This is a genomic window from Trichocoleus sp. DQ-A1, from assembly GCF_039961955.1.
Lineage (GTDB): Bacteria > Cyanobacteriota > Cyanobacteriia > Cyanobacteriales > FACHB-T130 > FACHB-T130.
In genome coordinates this window covers 36,014-56,687 of record NZ_JAMPKE010000024.1, presented here as the reverse complement: position 1 = coordinate 56,687, position 20,674 = coordinate 36,014, and the positions used below count along the sequence as shown (strand labels likewise).

At 45.4% G+C, this 20,674-nt stretch carries 20 protein-coding genes; 11 read left to right on the top strand and 9 right to left on the bottom strand.

Annotated elements, in window-relative coordinates:
• Positions 1-25 precede the first annotated feature (25 nt).
• Complete coding sequence (locus NDI33_RS19925) at positions 26-994, bottom strand: site-specific integrase (RefSeq protein WP_190676111.1); 969 nt, start codon at positions 992-994, stop codon at positions 26-28.
• Between the two features lie 207 nt (positions 995-1,201).
• Here NDI33_RS19925 and NDI33_RS19920 point away from each other — a divergent pair, with 207 nt between their 5' ends.
• Positions 1,202-1,387, top strand: a complete 186-nt coding sequence (locus tag NDI33_RS19920) for a transposase family protein (RefSeq protein ID WP_199302459.1) — start codon at positions 1,202-1,204, stop codon at positions 1,385-1,387.
• Between the two features lie 10 nt (positions 1,388-1,397).
• Positions 1,398-1,553 (top strand): hypothetical protein, encoded by a 156-nt coding sequence (locus tag NDI33_RS19915; RefSeq protein WP_199302458.1) that lies wholly within the window; start codon positions 1,398-1,400, stop codon positions 1,551-1,553.
• 114 nt (positions 1,554-1,667) lie between these two features.
• On the opposite strand, the gene NDI33_RS19910 is transcribed toward NDI33_RS19915, so the two are convergent.
• On the bottom strand, positions 1,668-5,453 hold the full coding sequence (locus NDI33_RS19910) for a plasmid replication protein, CyRepA1 family (protein ID WP_190676109.1): 3,786 nt from the start codon (positions 5,451-5,453) through the stop codon (positions 1,668-1,670).
• 477 nt (positions 5,454-5,930) lie between these two features.
• Positions 5,931-6,116: a hypothetical protein gene (locus NDI33_RS19905; protein ID WP_190676108.1), complete on the bottom strand. Its 186-nt coding sequence runs from the start codon at positions 6,114-6,116 to the stop codon at positions 5,931-5,933.
• Between the two features lie 152 nt (positions 6,117-6,268).
• Here NDI33_RS19905 and NDI33_RS19900 point away from each other — a divergent pair, with 152 nt between their 5' ends.
• Entirely contained in the window at positions 6,269-6,400 is a 132-nt protein-coding gene (locus NDI33_RS19900; RefSeq protein ID WP_277878877.1) for a hypothetical protein, read from the top strand.
• Between the two features lie 140 nt (positions 6,401-6,540).
• Here NDI33_RS19900 and NDI33_RS19895 read toward each other — a convergent pair whose 3' ends face one another.
• From NDI33_RS19895 to NDI33_RS19880, 4 genes are all read right to left on the bottom strand, one after another.
• Positions 6,541-8,148 carry a helix-turn-helix transcriptional regulator gene (locus NDI33_RS19895; protein ID WP_190676106.1) on the bottom strand — a complete coding sequence of 536 codons (1,608 nt, stop codon included), beginning with the start codon at positions 8,146-8,148 and terminating at the stop codon, positions 6,541-6,543.
• Between the two features lie 460 nt (positions 8,149-8,608).
• Positions 8,609-8,857 (bottom strand): hypothetical protein, encoded by a 249-nt coding sequence (locus NDI33_RS19890; RefSeq protein ID WP_348245660.1) that lies wholly within the window; start codon positions 8,855-8,857, stop codon positions 8,609-8,611.
• A 378-nt stretch (positions 8,858-9,235) separates the two neighbouring features.
• Complete coding sequence (locus NDI33_RS19885) at positions 9,236-9,484, bottom strand: hypothetical protein (RefSeq protein ID WP_190676100.1); 249 nt, start codon at positions 9,482-9,484, stop codon at positions 9,236-9,238.
• Complete coding sequence (locus NDI33_RS19880) at positions 9,481-10,071, bottom strand: ParA family protein (RefSeq protein WP_190676098.1); 591 nt, start codon at positions 10,069-10,071, stop codon at positions 9,481-9,483. Before NDI33_RS19880 ends, NDI33_RS19885 begins: the two co-directional genes overlap by 4 nt.
• A gap of 228 nt (positions 10,072-10,299) precedes the next feature.
• Here NDI33_RS19880 and NDI33_RS19875 point away from each other — a divergent pair, with 228 nt between their 5' ends.
• The 8 genes from NDI33_RS19875 to NDI33_RS19840 all read left to right on the top strand — a co-directional run bounded on the left by NDI33_RS19875 (position 10,300) and on the right by NDI33_RS19840 (position 16,544).
• Positions 10,300-10,581, top strand: coding sequence for a hypothetical protein (locus NDI33_RS19875; RefSeq protein WP_190676096.1), 282 nt, complete (start codon positions 10,300-10,302; stop codon positions 10,579-10,581).
• A gap of 299 nt (positions 10,582-10,880) precedes the next feature.
• On the top strand, positions 10,881-12,743 hold the full coding sequence (locus NDI33_RS19870; RefSeq protein ID WP_190676094.1) for a tyrosine-type recombinase/integrase: 1,863 nt from the start codon (positions 10,881-10,883) through the stop codon (positions 12,741-12,743).
• Between the two features lie 551 nt (positions 12,744-13,294).
• The gene (locus NDI33_RS19865; protein ID WP_190676092.1) at positions 13,295-14,146 is read left to right on the top strand and encodes a site-specific integrase; all 852 of its coding nucleotides are present in this window, start codon (positions 13,295-13,297) and stop codon (positions 14,144-14,146) included.
• Positions 14,147-14,373: 227 nt separating this feature from the next.
• Positions 14,374-15,240, top strand: coding sequence for a tyrosine-type recombinase/integrase (locus NDI33_RS19860; protein ID WP_190676090.1), 867 nt, complete (start codon positions 14,374-14,376; stop codon positions 15,238-15,240).
• A 254-nt stretch (positions 15,241-15,494) separates the two neighbouring features.
• On the top strand, positions 15,495-15,800 hold the full coding sequence (locus NDI33_RS19855) for a hypothetical protein (RefSeq protein ID WP_199302457.1): 306 nt from the start codon (positions 15,495-15,497) through the stop codon (positions 15,798-15,800).
• Positions 15,801-15,852: 52 nt separating this feature from the next.
• Positions 15,853-16,203, top strand: a complete 351-nt coding sequence (locus tag NDI33_RS19850; protein ID WP_190676088.1) for a hypothetical protein — start codon at positions 15,853-15,855, stop codon at positions 16,201-16,203.
• Positions 16,200-16,337: a hypothetical protein gene (locus NDI33_RS19845; protein ID WP_190676086.1), complete on the top strand. Its 138-nt coding sequence runs from the start codon at positions 16,200-16,202 to the stop codon at positions 16,335-16,337. The genes NDI33_RS19850 and NDI33_RS19845 overlap by 4 nt, the downstream gene beginning before the upstream one ends.
• Before the next feature lie 27 nt (positions 16,338-16,364).
• Positions 16,365-16,544 (top strand): hypothetical protein, encoded by a 180-nt coding sequence (locus tag NDI33_RS19840; RefSeq protein WP_348245659.1) that lies wholly within the window; start codon positions 16,365-16,367, stop codon positions 16,542-16,544.
• Positions 16,545-17,072: 528 nt separating this feature from the next.
• On the opposite strand, the gene NDI33_RS19835 is transcribed toward NDI33_RS19840, so the two are convergent.
• Entirely contained in the window at positions 17,073-18,536 is a 1,464-nt protein-coding gene (locus NDI33_RS19835) for an efflux RND transporter periplasmic adaptor subunit (RefSeq protein ID WP_190676082.1), read from the bottom strand.
• Between the two features lie 90 nt (positions 18,537-18,626).
• The gene (locus NDI33_RS19830; RefSeq protein WP_190676081.1) at positions 18,627-20,114 is read right to left on the bottom strand and encodes a hypothetical protein; all 1,488 of its coding nucleotides are present in this window, start codon (positions 20,112-20,114) and stop codon (positions 18,627-18,629) included.
• Between the last annotated feature and the right edge of the window lie 560 nt (positions 20,115-20,674).

The following is a 20,674-nucleotide window of genomic DNA, read 5'->3' as shown; positions in this document are numbered from 1 at the left end:
CGTGGGAGCCTGCCATAGTACTGCGCTATTTGGTAGTTCGACCTTTGCTAGGAATTGATAACTTCTCCACAGCTTTTCGTTTAGTTTCCTCTCCCCGACGGTCATATTTAGCCACCACTTCAGGCGAAGAGTGTCCCGCCAAAGCAGCCACCGTCACAATATCAACCCCCGCATCCAGTAAATCTGAGCAAAACGTCCGCCGAAAATCGTGAGGAGAAAACAGATCGACCTCAGCTTCGAGTGCCCGTTTGCGAAGAATCATCAGCACTGCTTGGGGCGTCAGAGGTCTAATATGGATGCGACCCTGTTTCCAAGTAGGACATAACAGCGCACCCGGAGATCGTCCCCTGACCTTCAACCAATCTTCCACCAGTACAATGGCATCGCTTGGAAGGTACACCGTGCGGTTTTTTCCCCCCTTACCCCCCCGTACCTTCACTTCCCCCGTACTCGCCTTAAAATCTTTTAACTCTAAAAACACCACCTCAGCCCGACGCAACCCCACCCGAAGAATCGCAATCAAAGCCGCATCTCTAACACCCGCAGGCGTCGAGTCATTATGGCACGCCTCAAATAACGCCGCAATTTCATCCTCGCTTAAGGCACGGCCCCTGAGTTCCGGATTGCTCCGAATCTGAGGTAAATCAATTGCCTTGGCATAAGCAGTCGCATCCATCAAATCCAGCCGCAGCGCTTCTTTAAGTACCCGTCTCAAGGCACACATCATCTTTCTGACCGTCTCCGGCTTTCGCGAGGCCAGTAACGCTCCCTGCACCGCTGCCGCGTGCTGATAGCGCAACGCCGCCCAATTGAGCGTCATCGCGTCGCACTGACCGTTTGTGAGCAGAGACGCGATCGCATCGAGGGACTGACGCATCGTCGGTCGAGAGCCGGGTGCCAAAAGAGAAAGGTACACCGCTGCTGGGTGAAGCGTCAGAGGCAGCGGCTCGGTCAGTATCAACTCAGAGGTGTCCCAAGAGACAATCCGGGGCATAAATTTATTAGAACAACCGTTCTCGATAATACTTCTAATTGTCCGTCAGGCGGTGCATTCAAGCCAATAGACCTCTTGCGTGAATAGGAAAAGGACAGTTAGAAGTGGGTTAAGGAGGATTAGCAATGACCTACGAGCAACTCAAATTCCTTAAACCTAGTGCTTTCAAACGCAAGTGTGGCGTGAGAGCGTGAAACGTTTGAGCAAATGGTAGAAGTGTTGCGCCCTCAGTTAGACCGCACGGGCAAACGAGGTGGGCAGGCAAAGTTGAGTGTTGAAGACCAATTACTTCTAGTGTTGGAGTATTGGCGGGAGTATCGTACTCAATTTCACATTGCAACCAGTTGGGAAATCAGCGAATCTGCGGTATGTCGCTTGAGGAAAGAAGGTTGAAACCTTATTAATGCAATCTGGCAAGTTCCGACTGCCTGGTAAAAAGCAACTTTACCAAAATGCTTACACTTGGAGCGTCGTGGTCGTCGATGTAACTGAAAGTCCAATCGAGCGCCCAAAAAAACAGCAAGGTTATTACACAGATGTAGACGTAAGCCAACAGTAGGGTACACGAGATTTACACAGATGGTTACTCGGAAAGCCCCATCAAATTTGGGGATGAAGATTGGTTCATGCAAGATGTCTATTATTGGAGTGGGTTACTCCGTTCCGTAGATCGCTATCCCACCCCTGAGTGCGGCAAAAAGGACTCGTCGAGCCAGTTATAAAAATCCGGACACATCTGCTCTAACCGCCTGACAGCTTCCGCTGAAAGCCTTTCCAGCAACAGCACAGCCCCCCACCGCCTTTCTGTGCGCCAGGGCTTAAGTAGGGATTTGATGGCCTTAACACCTTTATCAATAGCTTCTTGAAGCAATTGAACACAGGTTTTAATCGAGATGTGATATCCGTCTTCTGGCTCAAATTGGTCAAATTCCTCAACCGCTCTCATCGAAACAAAAACTGCATTATCTGAGGTCGGGACAGCTTGCTCTATATGGCTTTGTGGTTGATCGCCTCGTTCCTGATTATTTATATAAAGCGCCGAGCGATCGCTGGCTTCTATCTCCGACGCTTGAACACCAGATACAGCAGGCGCTTGAGGCGTTAAGTCTGCGTATTTCTCATCCAGCGCCCGCAACACGGTAGCGCGATCACTATCGTGCCAAAATTCTTCGTTAATCCCATAAAGCCATTCTTGCTGCTCGTGGTCGTACCCCAGTTGCTCAAGTTCTACCCCAAGTTTTTCCAACAAACGGCTGACGATTTGCATAGGAGTCTGCCCTTTGCTCTTGGTGTCTCCCGGCTTTCTCAGCTTGATTGTTAGGTTGAGGGCAGTTTTGATTCGGCGTCTGTCTTTAAATGCCCTTTGGGCGCTCTGTTGCACCTTGAGATGAGAATTTGACAACACCTCCCCACTCTCGATTAACTCCAACAGTCCCAAATCCCGCAATACCTTCACTTGAAAGCTATAAGTACGGATGTCTGGCAGAAAGGGTAGAATCTTCGCTAAATGATAAAACCAAGTCTTTTTGTCCAACAGAGCCACTTTATCGGGATTCAGACAACTCCAGTAGAGCTTGATTTGACGCAGCCATTCACCATGTTCGGCAATCGCTGCTTTGTAAACAAACTCCGGTGTCAGCTCAATTCCTGGTAATCTGTCTTTCAAGACAGCTTTGCGAGCCTGAAAGCGTTGCTCCTCAGTAGAGCGGTCAGTCTTAAGAATTCGCTTGGCTTCCTCTAAGGGAATGTCCTGGGCAGTGGCGAGTGCTGTCGCCTCTTCCCACTCTAATTCCTTCTTAATCCCTTTGATGGTATGAGCCGTTTCCTTCGATTGACCGATATTAACCACTTCAACATCATGCCCTTCGGCTTTTAATCCTGCGATTAACCTCTCTTGAAGATGCTTCAAAGAGCCATTACGCCGCGCTTGCAAAGATGCCCACATATCAAAATGAGAGCAATTGAAGTTATTCCCTTTCAGGAGTGCTGCCGCTGTTTCAAACAATTCAACAGCGTCAACCTCAGCTTCAATTAGTGCAGCTGCCAAATTGACTATCCGGGAGGTGCTTTTGTGGAACTGGTGGCAGGTACGCTTAACTACATTGGGAAGTAGCGATGTACTCACGCCAGAGTCAGAGGCAAACTTCTTACACCATACCAGCCGCGGGATAGACGATCGCACTCGTCCCAGCATCTGCCGTGCTTCGGTGTCGGTGATGCGTCCGAAAAACATTCCTACCATTAGATCAAAATAGGGAATGTCGATGCTGACACCAGTTCCCATTGTGGGAGTGTAGATTAAGACCTGTGGCTCAAGCGCCTGCAAGCCCTCGTTAGGACGCTTGACAAAATCCTTGATTAATTCCTGTTCTGATGTCTTGCGGTCGATCCGCAGCACTTTCAAGTTAGGGTAAGAATTGAGAATGTCGCGCTCTAATGCTTCCGCTTCTTTTTGGGAATCCACCGCTACAGCAATTTTCTCACCTGCGGACACATAGCGAATGATTGCGGCTTCGGTGCCTGATTTCATAGCATTCGTAGAGAATCGCACCTTCCAAGATGGAGCGAGTACAGTATTTAAAACTAAATGTACTGGTGTAGTATCCGGAGCAAAGGCTTTGATGTAGTTGAGGGACAAATCAGTTAAATCGGCATCTAAGGCGATAATTTGTCCTCCGGTGGACAGTACGGTTTCGATAATTTTGGCAAACTTCAGTTGAAGTAGTCCCCGCTTCTCTTCACAGGTAGTAGACATCATCAGATGGTTTAAGGATTGCTCGACTTCATCGAGAATTAGAATTGCCCCTTCCCAGTCAGAGGGATTCAATTTCCACAGGGAGTCAAAGCAAAGCCCCAAGGTGGGATTATGTCCCAACATCTCAATAGACAGCGCATAATTGCCAGCTACACCGATGTCGTCAATGTAGTCCGCACCGACTTTCAGGCAGCCTTCACGTCCTAAAATCCGCCGATGATAAATTAATAAGACTTTCTGTTCTCTTCGCTTGGCGGCTTCTACAAGGGCGATTAATGCCCAAGTTTTCCCAGTGTTTTTGGGACTCTTAATGCCACAGATAGCACCTTTGAGGTTGGGTAACTTATTCCAAATGTCTTTCCCTAAGTAACGCTGGTTGAGGGAAAGCGTCGGTGGATAAGATAGAGCGTTGAGTTGGGCTTGTACGGCTGCTACCTGTTGCTCGTACTGCTCCTTTCTTTGCTGTACTCTTTCGGCTTCTTGTGCGGCTTCTAGAGCTTCCTCGTCGGCTTTCCGCTGCACATAGGCGGCGTATTCTTCAGGGTCGGGTTCGCTCTGTGGAGCATTTTCCAATGGAAGATTGATGCTGGATTGTCTCTGGTATTGGCTTTTAGCTAAAAATTCCTCTGGGGTAATGATAGCGATCGCTTCCAGGTTTTCTAGCTCGTCAATGTCAGGAGATTCTTTGGTCAGTTGACCCCACCAAGCTACCTGTACTTCATAACCCCATTCCTGCACTAGCTCAATCGTTAGCTGATATTGCCGCATCACAGCGGGGTTAGCAACGGCTCCCGCATCTGGGTACAAGTTAACTGTGTGAGTGCTGAGTTCAGCCGATAGCGCCTCCAAATATGTCTTGAGTTGTTGACGGCTGGCGGTAAAGTTCCCCCCAGCAGCACCGATGACTACAGAATTGAGCTTTTGGGCGGCAATATAGGATTTGAGGAAGCCTTCTGCTAACCCGATGCTTTTAGTTGAGCTGGGGGATGAGGTGGTAAGGTAACTTCTGCCCATCTCGCCCGTCGCGGGACGGCAACAGCTAATGGGTAACTCTCCATTTGGCAGGTGGGAAGTGGCACCGTTTGGACGCTTGGCTGTACGGCTGGTGGGCCACTTGTACTTGCTATCAGTGGCATCGTCAAAGCGGGTTTGGAAGCCGATGAAACGCCCTAATTCATCCCTTACGGGGCATCCAATGCCAGAGGCAGGAATCAGTAGCTTTTTACCCCACAAATCCACCCCAGTGAGTCTCGCATTGATGCCGCTGATTTCTTGCCAAGGTGCAATGCTAAAGAAAAACCCCGCGTCAATTTGGGTATCTGTTAGCCCTCGGTCGCGTAATTTCTGCCGATGTTTTGTACTCAGCCCCAGCTGTTGGTGAAGCTTGCGGATATGGCGATCGCGCTCTTCAACATCAAGCAGAGAGGCAAAGTGTTTGGCTTCTGCTTGCAGTCGTCGCTCTCGTTCGGCTGCTATCTGACGACGGTGGGTTTCCCACTCTTGCTCGTTCCAAGAATCTTGTCCCTGGTCAACTGCCCACATATTGAAGCCCCAGGTGTCTTGCTTGATGAAGCAATACCCTGGCGCTGAAACAACATTAGCTCGACAGTGGACGAGCTGGGTGTGGGCGTTCTCACGGCAGTCTTTCCGAAGACCGTTACAGATGGGGCAGCTACCGCGCTTAAAGAGCTTGAATTGACTCATGCTGCCACCTCTAAGTGAGATTGACAGCGGCACACGCGCTTTAATAACTCTAATATTTGTAATGGCACGAGCTAAACTCCTTACAGAGTGGGGTTTGTAGGAGCCAAAGTCGTGCGGTTTGTGGTGGCGCGTGCGTGTTGCGCTGGCTTTGGATTTCGAGATAAGCTAGATGGTAATTACCCAAAGCCAATTTGTAGCTACAAATGCTAATTTATAGCTACAAGGCATCGAAGACCACTAAAACCGCGTTCCAGCCAGTGCGATAGAGAACGAGTTCATCCGCCAAGATAAAAGTTGTTCTCTAATTGGACTGTCTGAGCGACTTTGCTCCGTTTATTCCGTTTATTAAGATGACCACAGACCAACAGGTCTGCACGATACCCCTACTTGTTTGAGTGGGGGTGTTGTTGTTTTAGGGTTTTGACTATGGCTGCTTTTTTCGCAACCTCATAAACAATTCTCTAAATAGGTGTGTTTTTACTTTAGGGCAACTAGGCGATCGCCTAGTTGCTTTTGGGTTAGGGCGTCTTCCAGCACATTGACTAGCAAGGGGCTAAGTTCTGCGTCAAGGGTTAGCTGGCTTCTTGGGTTTCCCCAAGTCGTCATTGGCGGCTGTTTAGCCTTGCCATCGGCTGATTTTTGGCGGTTTTTGTACCTTGCCATTGGTAGCGGCTCTTTTTGCGACGCAGCGTTATTTTTTTCTTTCCACAATTATGCCAGCTCGGATTCAAGGAGGGCTGTACTCTCATCAAACTACTCAAACTGATCGGGATGTAAACAAAGGCTGAAATCTTTATTATGTAAAGGTTTCAGAAATGCGTGGTGATGAGATGGGGCGTTTTGGTGACGAGATGGGGCGTTTTGGTGATGAGATGGGGCATTTTTTGTTAACCGCTGAAGTTATTGTCCCGCAAAGATTTGAAGCTCTTTTTAGCAAGTTTTTTTAGTTAACAAAGCTGTTAACCATTTATCCCATAGGGTGTTAACACCCTATGGGGGCATGACCTACCTGATTCAAAATCCGAAATTACCTTGGGGCTTGGGTTTTACAAACCTAAATCCAAAATTGTATTGCAGGAAGGTAAATTCATGGTTGGGCTGACTTATTCGCCAAAAAGTCAATACCTACCCAAAGCTCTTTTGCCTCTTTCGGATCTATCTTTCGTTTGCCCTTCTCCACCATGCACAGCCAAGCTTTAGTTTTACCCGCCCACTCAGCCAGGGCTGTTTGGCTTACTCCTTTGGCTTCCCTTTGCTTGCGGATATCAGCCCCTGTCAAGATAGGTTCTGACTTGGATGCAACTGGCTTCAGTTGTAATGGTTCTCTCTTGCTTGCTAGCAGGGCTGGAATTGGTTCTGGTGGTTTAATCGTCAACTTGGCTTTCCACAACCAATCAATGATTTTCTTGTCTTTCCAGCCAGAGGGTTTTTCAACTTTGCTATTGGGCCTTAACCATTCTGGGTAGGTGGCATCGTCAAACATGACCCGCCAACCCAGACTTATCAACAGGCTCACCGCCTTATTCCAGTCATTCTTTAAATCGCGGGCTTTGTATTTGTCAAGACGAGCTGCATTAATTCGGGATTCCAGTTCTACCGCCTCTAAAAGATCCCCCACTTTATATTCGTAGGGTTTTATATCCCTAGCCTTGATCCGGCTTAACATAGTCAGATGAATTGCCAGTTTGAGGGCAAGTTCATCGTGGTAGGGGTCAATTTTCAAGATGTTCGTAGCTAGCCAACCAAACTGACATAACGCCGTACCAGCTCTTGCTCCAACCCGGTTTAACCAGCTATCAACCCAAGGACCAGGACTGACAGTGATATAAACCTCATCAGGCTGCTCTACTTTCCCTGTAAGTAAGTTTTTTTGCCCTATCACATCTGTCTTAACAACCCACAGAGGAGAGACGCTAACACTGGCATTAACTTTATTGCCTTTGGGCTTTCCTTCAACCCACGTACAGCTCATCAGCATTCTTCCTAAATGGAAGGAAATGCTGGCAAGTTGAGCTAGCTTTTCAGAAAGGGTTAACCGATGTTTTTTATCCCAGCCTATTTGTTTGATAACTTCGGTTCCTTTCAGAGAAAACTTAGCAAGACAAGGATTAGGCTGATTAAGTAGATGTGAAGCAAAAACTAACTGAAGTTTTGCTGCATCTATGCCAATTAGATCGATGATTTGCAAGGCGGCTTCAAGCGCTAATATTTCGCCATCATTCCCCCCTGATATATAAACTTCTACACTATTGCTAGGTTTATTTTTGCAAGGAGATTCAAAAACTCCCCAGTTGTCAGGGCTATTTTTCCATTTATCAATTCGGTAGCAAGATTCTACTCCTACTCTAAAGGGAGATGAGGAAGGAATCTCTTCTAAGGTTGAAAGCTTGGGTTCTGTTACGGGTGTCGGGTTTTTTTCAAGTCCTAGTAGAGCAGTTATATCCTCTACAGGTAGGTCTTTAAAATTAATCTGCTCCAGCAAGGCTTCGGCGGCGAATGTTGCTAACTTAGTGGTTAAAAACTTTTCTAATTCTGGATAATTTTTTTTAATTTCATTGGGAAATTCAAATCCTTGCTCGTTTAAACGAGCATAAAGAATTCTAGCTAGTTCTAATAAAGCCGGGGATTGCAACTCGTTTTCTTGTTGGAGTTGTTTAGCAGAGTTTTTAATCTGAGTGCGTCTGCTTCTTAACATTTATATCCAGTTTCTTACTAAACTACATCTAATTTATGCTGGACAGTTCTTTTGAAAACCTGCTTACGTTCTGCCTAGGTTGGGGCCAGGAGTGCGTAGTTCGGGTCACAGGCATCGCTACTTCTCACTTTGTCTCGACGATTGTTGGCGCTTCTGTTACCGACGCCTAAGAAGCGCTTCCTCAATCAATTTGGCAACAAGCCAAGACATAGAGCTTTCTTCCTCATTTGCTTATTCTTCCAACTCTTTTTTCATTTCATAGGTTATGTATGTACAAACATATGAGGCATTGAGATTTCGACGCATTAGGTATTTTTAGCCCCGCATTAACGGCGCTAAAAATACCTAATCAACGCCTTCTCAATCTCCGGTAGTAAGTTGGTGTCATAGCACTCCAGCCATGCTATTTGAATGTTTTCAGTAATTATTAGACTCTGAAATTGATTCCAACGATGATGAGCTAGCCAGCGGCGATAGAGATTGTTAGCTCTGCCAATGTATAGCGCTTTTCGGTCAAACTGGGATGAAACCTTGATTTTTCGTGGGCTGATACAGCGTAAACTCGTCTAATTTCCCGAAAGTGACACAAGAGCGATAGAATTTTATTGCCTTTCAGAGCAAAGTAAATAGCTGGACACTTGGGTAGATGACGATGTTCAAGCAGTGGCAGTAAGGGGAGAGCTAGTGGGTCAATCATTGCTGGATTCATTAATGCCACTTCATCGCTTGAAGGCACTATGCTTTAGGTCTTTGAGGTGTTCGTAGGTCATGGGTGATTCTTCACTCTGATCTAATGAAAGCCATTTTCTACCTAATTCGTGCAAGAAGTCTAATGACCGCTCAGAACTGAGCTATCTGCCTTCAAAGGAGATATGTTTGTTCCGTGCTTGCTTCCCCAAATTTGCCTATAGCCTATCTGTAGCGCTCTCACTACTACTGATTCACCAGGAAAAGTCCGAAATCCAGCTAGTAGAACATTAATATACCAATTGGCTAAATAGCTGTTTCGGGGAGATGAGGCAGAAAAATAGGCACTGGTAGCTACGCTCGTAGCGATCGCGACGTAGTAGCGAGATCGCACAAGAATTTAAACATCTAGATGAGTCGATCGAGATTTCAGATACTGGGCAAGAGACTCTTCAACAATCTGGCTCATCTCCTGCTCATCCGACACCGCGACGGACTTCAGTTGCCGATGTAATTCCTTGGGAAGGTAAACAGTCGTGCGGATATAGTTGGGGTCTTTACTTTTAGATAGTTTGGTACTTTTGGTCGGCTTGGTCTCAGGCGCAGGTACCTTTTTAGCGGCATTGAATAGCTCGTCAAAACGGCTCATGGCAGTATCTCCTCCCCAACAGCGGTATAGCAGCGCCAAGCATTTTTAGCATAGGGATCTTTCACATCGTAGACTGGAACCCCTTCTAAGGCAGCTCGTTGGAAGACTGCTAGCCGTCGAATTTCCGATTTAAAGATAGGTAGAGAAGCCTTTTCAATCGTAGCTCTCGTTTCTGCTCCCACTTTGCTGGGATGAGGAGGAATCAGAGTTAGCAAAATTCGGTAGTTAGAAGTAAGGGCATGCAGCGCCGCCACCATTTGCAGCATGGCACTGAGAGCCAGCGCATCAGGCGAAGTGGGCAAGACCAGTAGGTCGCAGCCCTCAGCCAAGGTTTTGAGTTCTTCTGGAGCAGGTCGGGCAGGTGTATCAATCACAATATGTTCGTACTGTTTGGCAAAGCGGATTGCCTGCTTTTCATCCACAACCTTAAACGGCAATTTCTCTCGACTAGCCCACTCACTAGCACTGCGGTTAAGATCCCCATCTACCACAAGAGTTGGAGCATGCTGTTGGAGGTAGGCAGCCAAATGTAAGGCCGTGGTTGTTTTCCCCACCCCTCCTTTAAATGAAGCAACCGTCACAATCATGGGATGCGGCGATGAGTCGTCATGGACAGATTCTATCGCAGTTCAAGGCGAAAAGCATCTAAGCATTTAAACATTTAGATGCTTGAATGTTTAAATGCTTAGAGTCACTGTCACAATCATGGGATGCGGCGATGAGTCGTCATGGACAGATTCTATCGCAGTTCAAGGCGGGAAGCATCCAAATGTTTAAATGCTCGAATGTTTGAATGCTTAGATGTTGAGCTACCCATGACTGTCTCAGGTCTCAGCAGGAAGCGATCGCACGGCAAGATAGCCGCCGAGACTGCCGCTTCAATTCGCACTTCAAGACACTTGACTCTGAACTTTAAACCCCTTCTTAAAGATGAACCTTTCTCATCCAGTCTCAAACCATCTATAGCCAAGTACATCGGGCACCTTCCTCGTCAAAGCCTTCTGAAATATGCTCAGACAGAAGACCAGAAAGCTTACTGGGGTCATCTAGCTGCTTTCTATTTCGTTGTCTCCCACCGCTGCCACAGCAAGAGCTAAAGTCCTTATTGCCAACTCAAAGTAACTTTTCGGAGTAACGATTAGTCACAAAACTTTATATAAACCTTCCTATTTAAACTTGTGCATCCCAAATTCCACAATCAAAGGTGTGAAATAAACGAACCAGAAACAGTTTCAAACACTTCACAAATTGCTCCTGAGATAGTATAAGAGGGCAGTAACTACCCTTTCTGGAGGAGCAAAAAGCCGCGAGCTGACTGCTGCCACACATAATGGCGGTAAGCTCAACACGGAAGCGATATGCAAGCCGTTGGGGCAGTAGCTGGGATTAGGCAACCATGCAACCAAAGACAGTCAGTGAAGCATTAGAGCAATTTACCAAGACTAAGGCAGCTCAGGCTAACCCCCGACTCGTCAGTAATCTTCAGACAGCTTTGAGACGGTATATTTTGCCAAACTATGGGTTTGCGGAAGCTGAACTACGAAGTCATCTAGATGAATGTCTGGCAAAAATTCCGCTGTCACAGTTTTTAGGAAACGCAAGACAACTCCTGGAAACTCTGAATACTGGCTCAAATTTGGATTCAAAAGCGCGAAAAGTTTCCCGTGGAACCCTCAACAACTACCGCTCAGCTTTGCAGAGATTTTTGAGCTGGATGTACACGCAAGCTGGCGATGACCCTACCCCAAGCAGTCGGATCGGGGAGTATGCACCTCAGATGTACAGCGGTCAAATGTTGTCCAAAACACAGCCCAAAGCGAGACCGCGTCAGGTAGAACCCTATGCCCTCAAAGAGGAAGAGCTTACCCATAAGCTAGAGCAGCAGCTTAAACAACTGGGCGACTTCTGGACTAAATCTCGAGTACGGGGAAGAAAAGGAAAAGCGATCGCGCTCGACACCTTTGAAACTTATAGAAGTAATCTTCTGTGCATTTTGGGATGGCTGCACAATATTCAGGGATACTCTTCCGAACGGCTTGCAATTGAGCAAGTGGCTTCGCCAGAGCAACTCCAAGTTTTCATCGACTGGGGTCTTAAGCAAAAGGGCAACAGCTACGGCTGGGCACTCAATATGGTTCAGGCATCTCTATCTGTTGCTAAATGGCTGAACTCCCAGAAGCAGCCCAACTCAGAAATTCCTGCTGTTAAAGCGCTACAGGATTACCTACATACCCTCAGAACTAATTACGAACACGAGTCCTCACAACAGAACCAGGGCAAACCAGAGCTAACCCTGGAAGAAGGGGAGCAGATTGTCGAGTATTTACGGCAGTGCTGTGCACCACGACATCAGTCAGGAGCACCACGCTCAGAAGCAGCAATCTTGAAATCCTGGCAACGTTACCTAATTACCGCTCTTCTAGTTTATTCGCCGATTCGCCAAACAGAAATTTCTCAGTTGGAGTGGCAGCGCACGCTAGTTCGTGAAAAAAATGGCTACCGGGTTCAATCTGACCTGAAGTCGGAAAGGGGGAGAAAAACTTTAGCGCCCCGCGAGTTTCGATTGCCTAAGCATCTCGCTCAAGAATTGGATACCTGGAAGCAGCAGTGGCGTTCCAAGATTCCCACGGATCATAATTTAGTCTTTGTACGGCTTGGTTCTAATCGTACACCCGAAACCCTAGGTCAACCCCTTAGTACCCGCGACATTTCTGAGCTGGTTTCCACAGCCATCTACAAAGCTACCTCAGTGTTGTTTGGTACTCCCAAGCAAGTTACACCGCGAACTTTTCGACACGCGGCCCTCGCTTACTTAGAACAAAGCGGATGTTCAACACCAGATTACGCAACTAGAGTTAGCCAGGGACAAATTCCTCAATGGTCGCCACCTCCCCAGAGGTATGACAGTCCGGCAGCACAGATTGCTCAACTTGGGCGATCTCCCAAGCACTCAATTAATCAACCTGACCCGTTACTGGGAGCGTTGACACCGCCCAATAACCCAATTAATCAGCCTGACCCGTTACTGGGAGCGTTGACACCGCCCAATAACCCAATTAATCAGCCTGACCCGTTACTAAGAGCGTTGACACCACCGCCCAAGCACTCAATTAATCAGCCTGACCCGTTACTGGGAGCGTTGACACAGCTAGAACAGACTGATACTAATATCGGCTCCATTAAACACATCACTGAACAGTTTCAGCTTGCTGAACAGTCGGAGCCAGAAGACTCCCCTGAAGATTCTTCAGAGCCTTAAACTGTGCAAGTCATTCCTCATTGAATGCAGGAACTTCTTGCACAGACACGTCGTTAGCTCAAGTCTAACCGCCCCACTCTCCGGGTTAACGGAACTTAAACAAATTTCAAGGCTCTAAAGGGGCTGAAAAGCTTTCTGGGCAAGGGAAAGAGGTTGATGACCTAAAAACGCCTGAAACCCTTGTGAATACAAAATTTATGCAGATTCGAGCTGAAACTCTTTCTCTATTTAGGTTTTAAGCTATTTTTGCCTTGGTTTTTGTCTAAATCCCATTAGCTCAAATCTAACCGCCCCACTCTCTGGTTTAAAATCCCTGATTCCTCCGCTAAAAATTTTAGTGTAAGTTTTTAGGATTTAACTTATACTATTTTAGTGAGCCTTTTTAGGATTTTATCGCGACTGGGGAAGATGTTCCCGAGTGACTAACCCTTATTGTTGGTCATTAATTTTAGGAGTGCGTGTTGAACAAAAAGCTGTGTTTCGGAAAGTTCTAGTTAAAGGTTTACTCCCTAATTCACAACTCCATTCAATCCATAGTTGGGATGAGAACAATGAAAGTAAATAGAAATGGGCAAGCAAAAATTCTTACCCCACAAGAAAGAGAACTTTTGCTGACTCAAGGTTTTCTCTCTCAAAGAGACCGCGCTCTGAATGAACTCTGCTATTACACAGCTTGTCGGATTTCAGAAGCACGACAAGCTCGTTACACAGATATCTTTGATGGAGATAAAGTTCGAGAGACTATCGTGATTAGGAAATGCATTACTAAAGGTCAACAGGCTACTCGCTGCATTCCCACTCATCCGAAGCTACCCCCATCTTTAGAAAAATACATCCAAGACTCTAGAGAACTTATGAAGATTAAACGGATTATCGGACAATGGGATTACAAGAGCTTGCATTGTGGTCAAGTTTTTGACAGCGAGCAGAGAATTATTTGCCCAAAATGCGCCAGCTACGATATTACAACTGCTGGGATGGGTCGGGATAAACAAATGTATAAATGTAAAAGCTGTTTATATCGCTTTCAAACAAAAACAGCTTTTGTGGATCATCCTGAATTGAGAGATACCATAATTCGTTTGGGAGTTTATAACTCAATGAGTTACGGTTTTCTTTTCATGCATCCCAACAACCCTTATTTATTCCCTGGTGCAGAAGGAAAAGGGTGTCTCGCTTTGAACACAGCCAGTGAAATCTTCAAGAATGGTTGTAAGCGAGTGAATGTAGTTGGAGCTTCTACTCATAGTTGGCGAAGGACAGCACTAACAGAGATGCATAAAGCTGGGGTGCCCATCAGAGTGACTCAAAATATTTCTGGGCATACCCGGCTCAGCAATCTCCAAAAATATCTAGAAGTTTCTAGAGAAGAAGTTGAACAGGCTGTGTTTCTTTTACCTTAACCTGAGTGTTTGGGTTAAATGAAGTAATTGTATCCTTGAAACCTCTGTAAAACTGCCCCAAACTTTTTTAGGAATCAAGGAATCATAAACTCATGTTGATTGACAGGAATGGTCAAGCTAAAGTTCTCAGTTCTCGAGAAATTCAACAGGTTCAATGAAGTAATTGTACCATTGAACCCCTGTAAAACTGCCCCAAACTTTTTTAGTAGTTAAGGAATCATAAACTCATGTTGATTGACAGAAATGGTCAAGCTAAAGTTCTCAGCAATAGAGAAATTAAACAACTATTTGAGCAAGGGTTTAGATTAGCGAGAGATAAAGCTTTATTTGCCACCTGCTTTTATACAGCTTGTCGAGTTTCCGAAGCCCGACAAATGCATTTCGTTGACGCTTTTCATCAAGAAACCGTGCGAGATGACATTATCATTCGTAAAGCGAACACCAAAGGAAAACAAGCAACTCGGACAATTCCTACCCACCCTCATCTTAAAGAGATTCTCCAACAGTATCGCCAAGATTCTTTAAAATTACTCTGGCTGCGAGAATTATTTGGAAGATGGAGCCACAGGAACTTAAATTCAGAAGGAAAGCTGGTTTTGAACAATCTACTTCAATGTCCTGTTTGCGAAGCTAAGCATTTTAGTAAGCAAGGCTGGTATAGAGATAAAGAGCAAGTTTACCTCTGTAAAAATTGCGACCATTATTTTCATGAATCAAAACTCATCAAATGTCAACTTGATGCCAACATTCCGCCAACCATAGAGTATGACCCTTTAGGAGTCATTAGCACACTAAATTACGGATTTTTATTCGCCGAACCCAACAATCCATTTTTGTTTCCAGGATGGCAAGGGAAGGGATGTCTTAGCCTCAGAAAGGCTATCAACATTTTTGAGATGGCTTTTGACAAACTGGATATTTCTGGGGCTTCCTCTCACAGCTGTCGGCGGACATCGCTCACCATCATGCACGGCGAAGGAGTCATCCTTCGGGTCCTACAAGAAATCAGCGGACATAGAGATTTAGGAGCTTTGCAGAGATACCTGGAAGTGTCTCCCGACCAAACACGGGCCGCTATTAATGTTTTGGGGTAACTCTTTATCACAAATAAAGGTGATTGTCAATGACCAGCTCTTCGGTGATTTCTAAGAACACCAAGCTGAAACGCTTGTCCTGTAAGGATTTCAATTTTAGAGATATTTTTAAGGATATTTTAATAATTTTGTGTCAAATCCAGAAAAGCATAGCTTACAGTTCAAAAAGCTTTTGAACAAAAATAACTGGTTTTGTAACAGCAGCTATACACTTTGATATTCCGTCAATTTAGTAACAAAACTTGAAGGGGTTAATGATGGTTAGTTCTGGTCGGGGTGGTGCAAGAGCGGGTGGGGGCCGTCCCTCACGGTGGAAAAATCAGCCGACGGTCACGATCCGAGTGCCGGAAGCTTTCGCTGAAACGCTGTTGGAAATTGCTGAAAATCTAGATCGGGGAATTGAGGATACCCTTGTAATTGACTGTAAGTCAACGAATGTTAGTCGGCAAACCAAAAAAGAACAGCTAGCTTTATCACAACTCCGTATTTATAAACATTCTGGGCACAAAGTCCTACGATTGGAGGAATTAATTAGTGTCTTACAGAGCAGTCTTGACTAACGCTGCTTCATTACTTTATGCAGAATAAAATTGAAAGTCATTTTCTGACGCAGTGGTTGGAGCTATAGCAATCTACGACATCCAACTGGTCGCCGCGATGCAATGCTTGGGCTACACTAAAGAACAATTTCAATTCATCATCGTTCAACCCATCAAACTCTACGCCTTCCACAAACCCACCCAGCAAATTCATCCCATCCCTAACATCCCCACGGATGAACTAATCCAGGCTGTAGGAATGGATGTCCTACGCTGGCACAGTTTCAGCGTCCCACTCACAGACGTTGCCCCATCAACATCAGTACCGCCGGACAACCCACTGCTGCCGATCCCCTCTATCGCGTCCAAACTGCCCATGCCCGTTGCTGCGCCCTCCTGCAAGAAGCAAACCAACAAGGCATGATTGGGCTAGACACCACACAACGAGATAACTGGCAAATTGCACCCGCATTGATGCCATTAGCTGAGTACACTTGGGATAATTCCCTTACGGAAAAACTAGCCTCTCAGGTGCAAGCAGTTCCCGAAATCCTGTAACAAAGTGCGGCTGAAATTGCACCACACTTGGTGATCCGCCACCTGGAGGCTATTAGCGATACTTGCCATCAGTGGTTAAATGCCCTCAGCCTCACGCCTGATGCCTGCGCCCTGTTGTTAGCCACCAAGCAAACGATTTTTAACCTGCTGGAGAATGTTCTAGGCATTACAGCGCCAGAAAAAATGGCAGTTGCGTTGAACAAATAGCCGAAGACAGCATTTTAGAACCAGCGATGGACAACAGAGCGATCGCCTCAAAAGTTACTTTGTAGGGATGGGGAGAATTTTGCACAAAGAAAGCGATCGCGCAGTCTTGCTGTCCTGGTGATTTTTATCGTATCGGTGTAATTTTATTGAGCATAACAGCTTGTTAGGCATCTCTGAACTGCTGACACGGGAGCGGCTTTTTCAGCTATTTTAAACTTTGTCAAGTTTCCTTCACATTCTCCGTAAATTTACTTACTCAGTTTATGCAATAGGTAGAATTGCCACTAGATTAAACCTTAATGTCTGCGTAAGTGTTAGCTACAAGCCCTCACCAACTCTTTCTGATGCTATTGCTGTTGTGTGCCAATCTTAATGGCCTTGTAATTTTTTCATGTCTAATCAGCCAACCGAGATGGTAAAAATTCCACGTTCTTTGCTGGAGCGCTTCACTAATGCTTCGGGATACGCTACTTGAATGGATAAAGTCAAGCTAAATTACCCATTAAAAATCTGAAAAACCATCCTTTTTTACCCCCCAAAACCATATTTTCTAAAATTAAACAGTTTCATCATTTCTCGTTGCATTTTCTGATAAAGCGGTATCTTTTCTGATTCGATTTGAGCATAGACTTTTGCTCCAGGTATCAGCCGTCCTTGGGAATTATTAATCACCGCTCTCACTCTCAACAACTGTTTTTGCTGAGAAGGATCTGGTTGCATTACCAGTTCTATTTTTTCGAGCCGAGTAGTGTAGGAAGCTAACCCAGGTTCTAGGGGGTGAAATGTTACTTTAGCTGCTGTTTTAACAATATCAGAGTCGGCTTGAGGAACTTCAATAATCGCCACTAGCTGGCTTAAGTCGGCAATTTCCAAAACTGGCTCCCCAGCTGGCATCTTCTTCCCCAACAATTTGTGGAAATCTTGGCTAATGACTAACCCAGATGTTTTAGCTTTTAGCACCTGATGCTTTTGTTGTTTCTCTTGCCGTCTTTCCAGTTCTTCCTTCAGTGTTTTCAGTAATGGCTCTCGACTGGCTACTCCTACCCGGTTAGTTTCCAATTCAACAGAAGCAGTCTGACGAGCTGTTGTCAAGGCCGTAAGTTCGTCTTGGCGGAGTTTTAATTCCTGGTATTTTCTATTGGTAACTATCTGAATCTCTGAGCGTTTGCCAGCGATTTGCTTTTCTATAGCGTTAACTTCACTTTCCCTAGTTTGAACTCCACTGATTAGAGTAGATTCTTGAATTAAGAGATTATCTAATTCTTTTTGAGCAATCGCTCCAGTTTCAATTAATCCTTTAAACCGTTTAATCGCACCTTGCACGATAGCTAAATTCTTGGTTTGTCCTTCTCTCTCACTGTGCAATCCGACGATGTTACTCCTCAGTGCTGCTATCTCCTGATGCAGCTTGTCAATTTCAGGTAGATGTTCCAATTCTTGACGCAGTTCTTCTACTTGCCGACGCACAGCTGATTCTCTGACATTTGCTTCATTGACCCTTGCTTGTAGACTATTCATCTGCAAGGAAGCAGATTTAAAGCTTGAAAGTGCCTCCTCAAATTGAGCTTGTGCCGAAGAAATTTCGACATCCATATCATCAGTAGAGATGATAGCAATAGATTGATTTTCTTTGACGGCTTGATTGGGTTGCACCAAAATTTCTGTCAGGGTGCCAGGAATTTCTGTGTAAACCATCTGGTGGGAAGTGGGAGCGGGTTCGATACGTGCCTCTGCATTTACCCAATTAGCGACAGGTACTTGGCTAATTAAACCCAAGCCAACGAATACACCGCCAATGAGGAAAATTCGCCTGTAGGGGAAAGAAGAAGCTGCTGAGGGTTGAGAAACTGCCTGTGTGTTGGAGGATACAGGTATTGGCGGTGTCTCTTGAGTGGGTGGAGTTTTCTTGTCAGAAGTGGGTGGCACCACTTTAAGGGGTGAAGAAAAAGTTTTAGAGTTCGGTGAGTTAGAGGGGGAAGGTGTCGCAGTCATGGCGGTAGAGGTACTTCAACAATTGTGATTAGTTGTTAGTCATTAGTCATTGGTTATAAGCAATGAACTATGAACCATGAACTATGAATACTACTTTTGTTTTGGAAAGTAGAAGTAAATAGCCCAAATAATGAGGAGAACTAAGGCTGTGGTAGGGATATTGAGAAAAGTCCAATCTGTTACCTGCAAAATCAGGAAACTGAAGACAAGCCAAATATAGGCGAGACTAAATGGCGCATAGGCAGCCAGAATCCAGCGATCTCGCCCAGTTTCCTGAATCGGTTTTCCTGTGAATAAGTTGGAATAAAACCCAAATGAACGGCTGCGAAGATTATTAATACCAGTAAGCGCAACAGTCAGATAGTAGCCATCAAACTTAGACAAGGGATTAAGATTAATCGCAACCGTGAACAAAGCAGCTGCCATCAATAAATAACTGGTGGTGTGCAACCAAATACCCTTGACTGAAAAGTTCCACAACCACAACCCAGCGGCGGCGATGATGAGTTGCACCCCTACACCAGCCGCTACAACCTGGACTCTCTTAGGCCTTGACAGACAGTAGGAATCAGTGGTGTTGGTGTAAGCAGCTGGAATGAAAAACATAAACATTAGCCCCACTTCGGGAACGATGCCACCGTAATGTTTTAAGGTGAAGGCATGACCGAGTTCGTGGAGAGTCACCACCAGCAGAGAGAGAATGGCAAAGGGCAATAGGAGTGAGCCTCCATAAGCTTTGAGTAGCTGCTGCGCTGCAAACAAAATTTCTGAGCGCTGATTAAAACCAATAACTGTGGAGATGGCAAAAAACCCGCACAGGAGAAATGCAACTGGTTGTGAAAACAGCCACCGGAGACTGTTGATGTGTCGGGTTAGCCAAGCATCAGGATTAAACAGGTGAACTTTGAAGAACAGCAGTTGCATAGGGGTAAACTTGCGTTTGGCTGGCTTGGCGGGAGTTGTGCCTTCCAGCATCCCGGTGGCTGTCAACACTTGGAGTAGGTATCGCAATTCTTCAGGATTGATATCTTGTTCCTGTTTAATGACTGTGAGTGGCAGCTGTTCTAACTGGTCAACGATCGTTTTGTGGCGATCGCTCACTTGCAGAAATGTCACGTCTGTTGGATTGCGAAGAATCCAGTAACCGTCAGGATGGGCAATCCACTGGACACAAGCTTTAAGGTGACGACTAGAAACATCTGAAGTGGGACTATTGAAGGCAGCACCTGAGACACTGTGTTCATTGGTGGGAGTGGAACTTGGTTGGGGATCGGGTAGTGCTAAGATTTCCAAGTCTAAGAGTTTCTGCAACAGTCTGGCAACAAAGTCAGGCGGGATGGTATCGCTGAACTTTTGCTGACACTGTTGCTGAACTTGTCCTATTGTGAACTTCCCTGTGAAATAACGTAAAGCATAGGCTTCACTAGCGCACAACTCAAGGCTTCGAGTCCCTGACAGTGCAGACAGCAGGAACTCTTGTGAGTCACGAACTTTTCCCAGTTTCCAGTAAGTAGTCAAGTCGGGACAAATCCAGTTATCGCTATTTTGACAGATGAGCATCTGTTCTTTTAGGTTCATAAACCTCTATCAAGGAGACGACTGCCCCAACTAACTTGCTTGCGTTTTAGCCCATTTAATTTCGTATAAAACTTTCTTGTTACACACTCTCAAGGTACTATTAAGTAAAAATCTGGTAGTGTCTATCGCTTTAATAACAGGTGTCGGTTAACTCGACTTCAAGCATAACTAGCGTTTAGAGTTTTAAGTCTTTCTGCCTTTTTGAAGCTAAGAAAAAATATGGCTTTTGGGCGGTAATAAAAATGGATATTAGTAGATTTAAAGTTTTTACCTGCCAAAAAGCAAGAATACTTAATATATTTCATGTTTTACAAAAGCTTCATCAAAACTTCATGAAAATTTTAAAATTCATGCTTGACGCTTCGGGAATTACTCAAGTTATAATTGGAGTCATTTTAAAACTGAGCGATTCGAGGTTAGTTATATTCCCAAATCTGGATGACTTTATAAGTATCTTCACTTAGAAGATTGAGGCAATATCAATCTTGAAAAACTTATCAAGTAGCCCAAAGTTTCAGCTAATCAAATTTTCCTGATAGGGAAATAAAGTTTTTTAATTA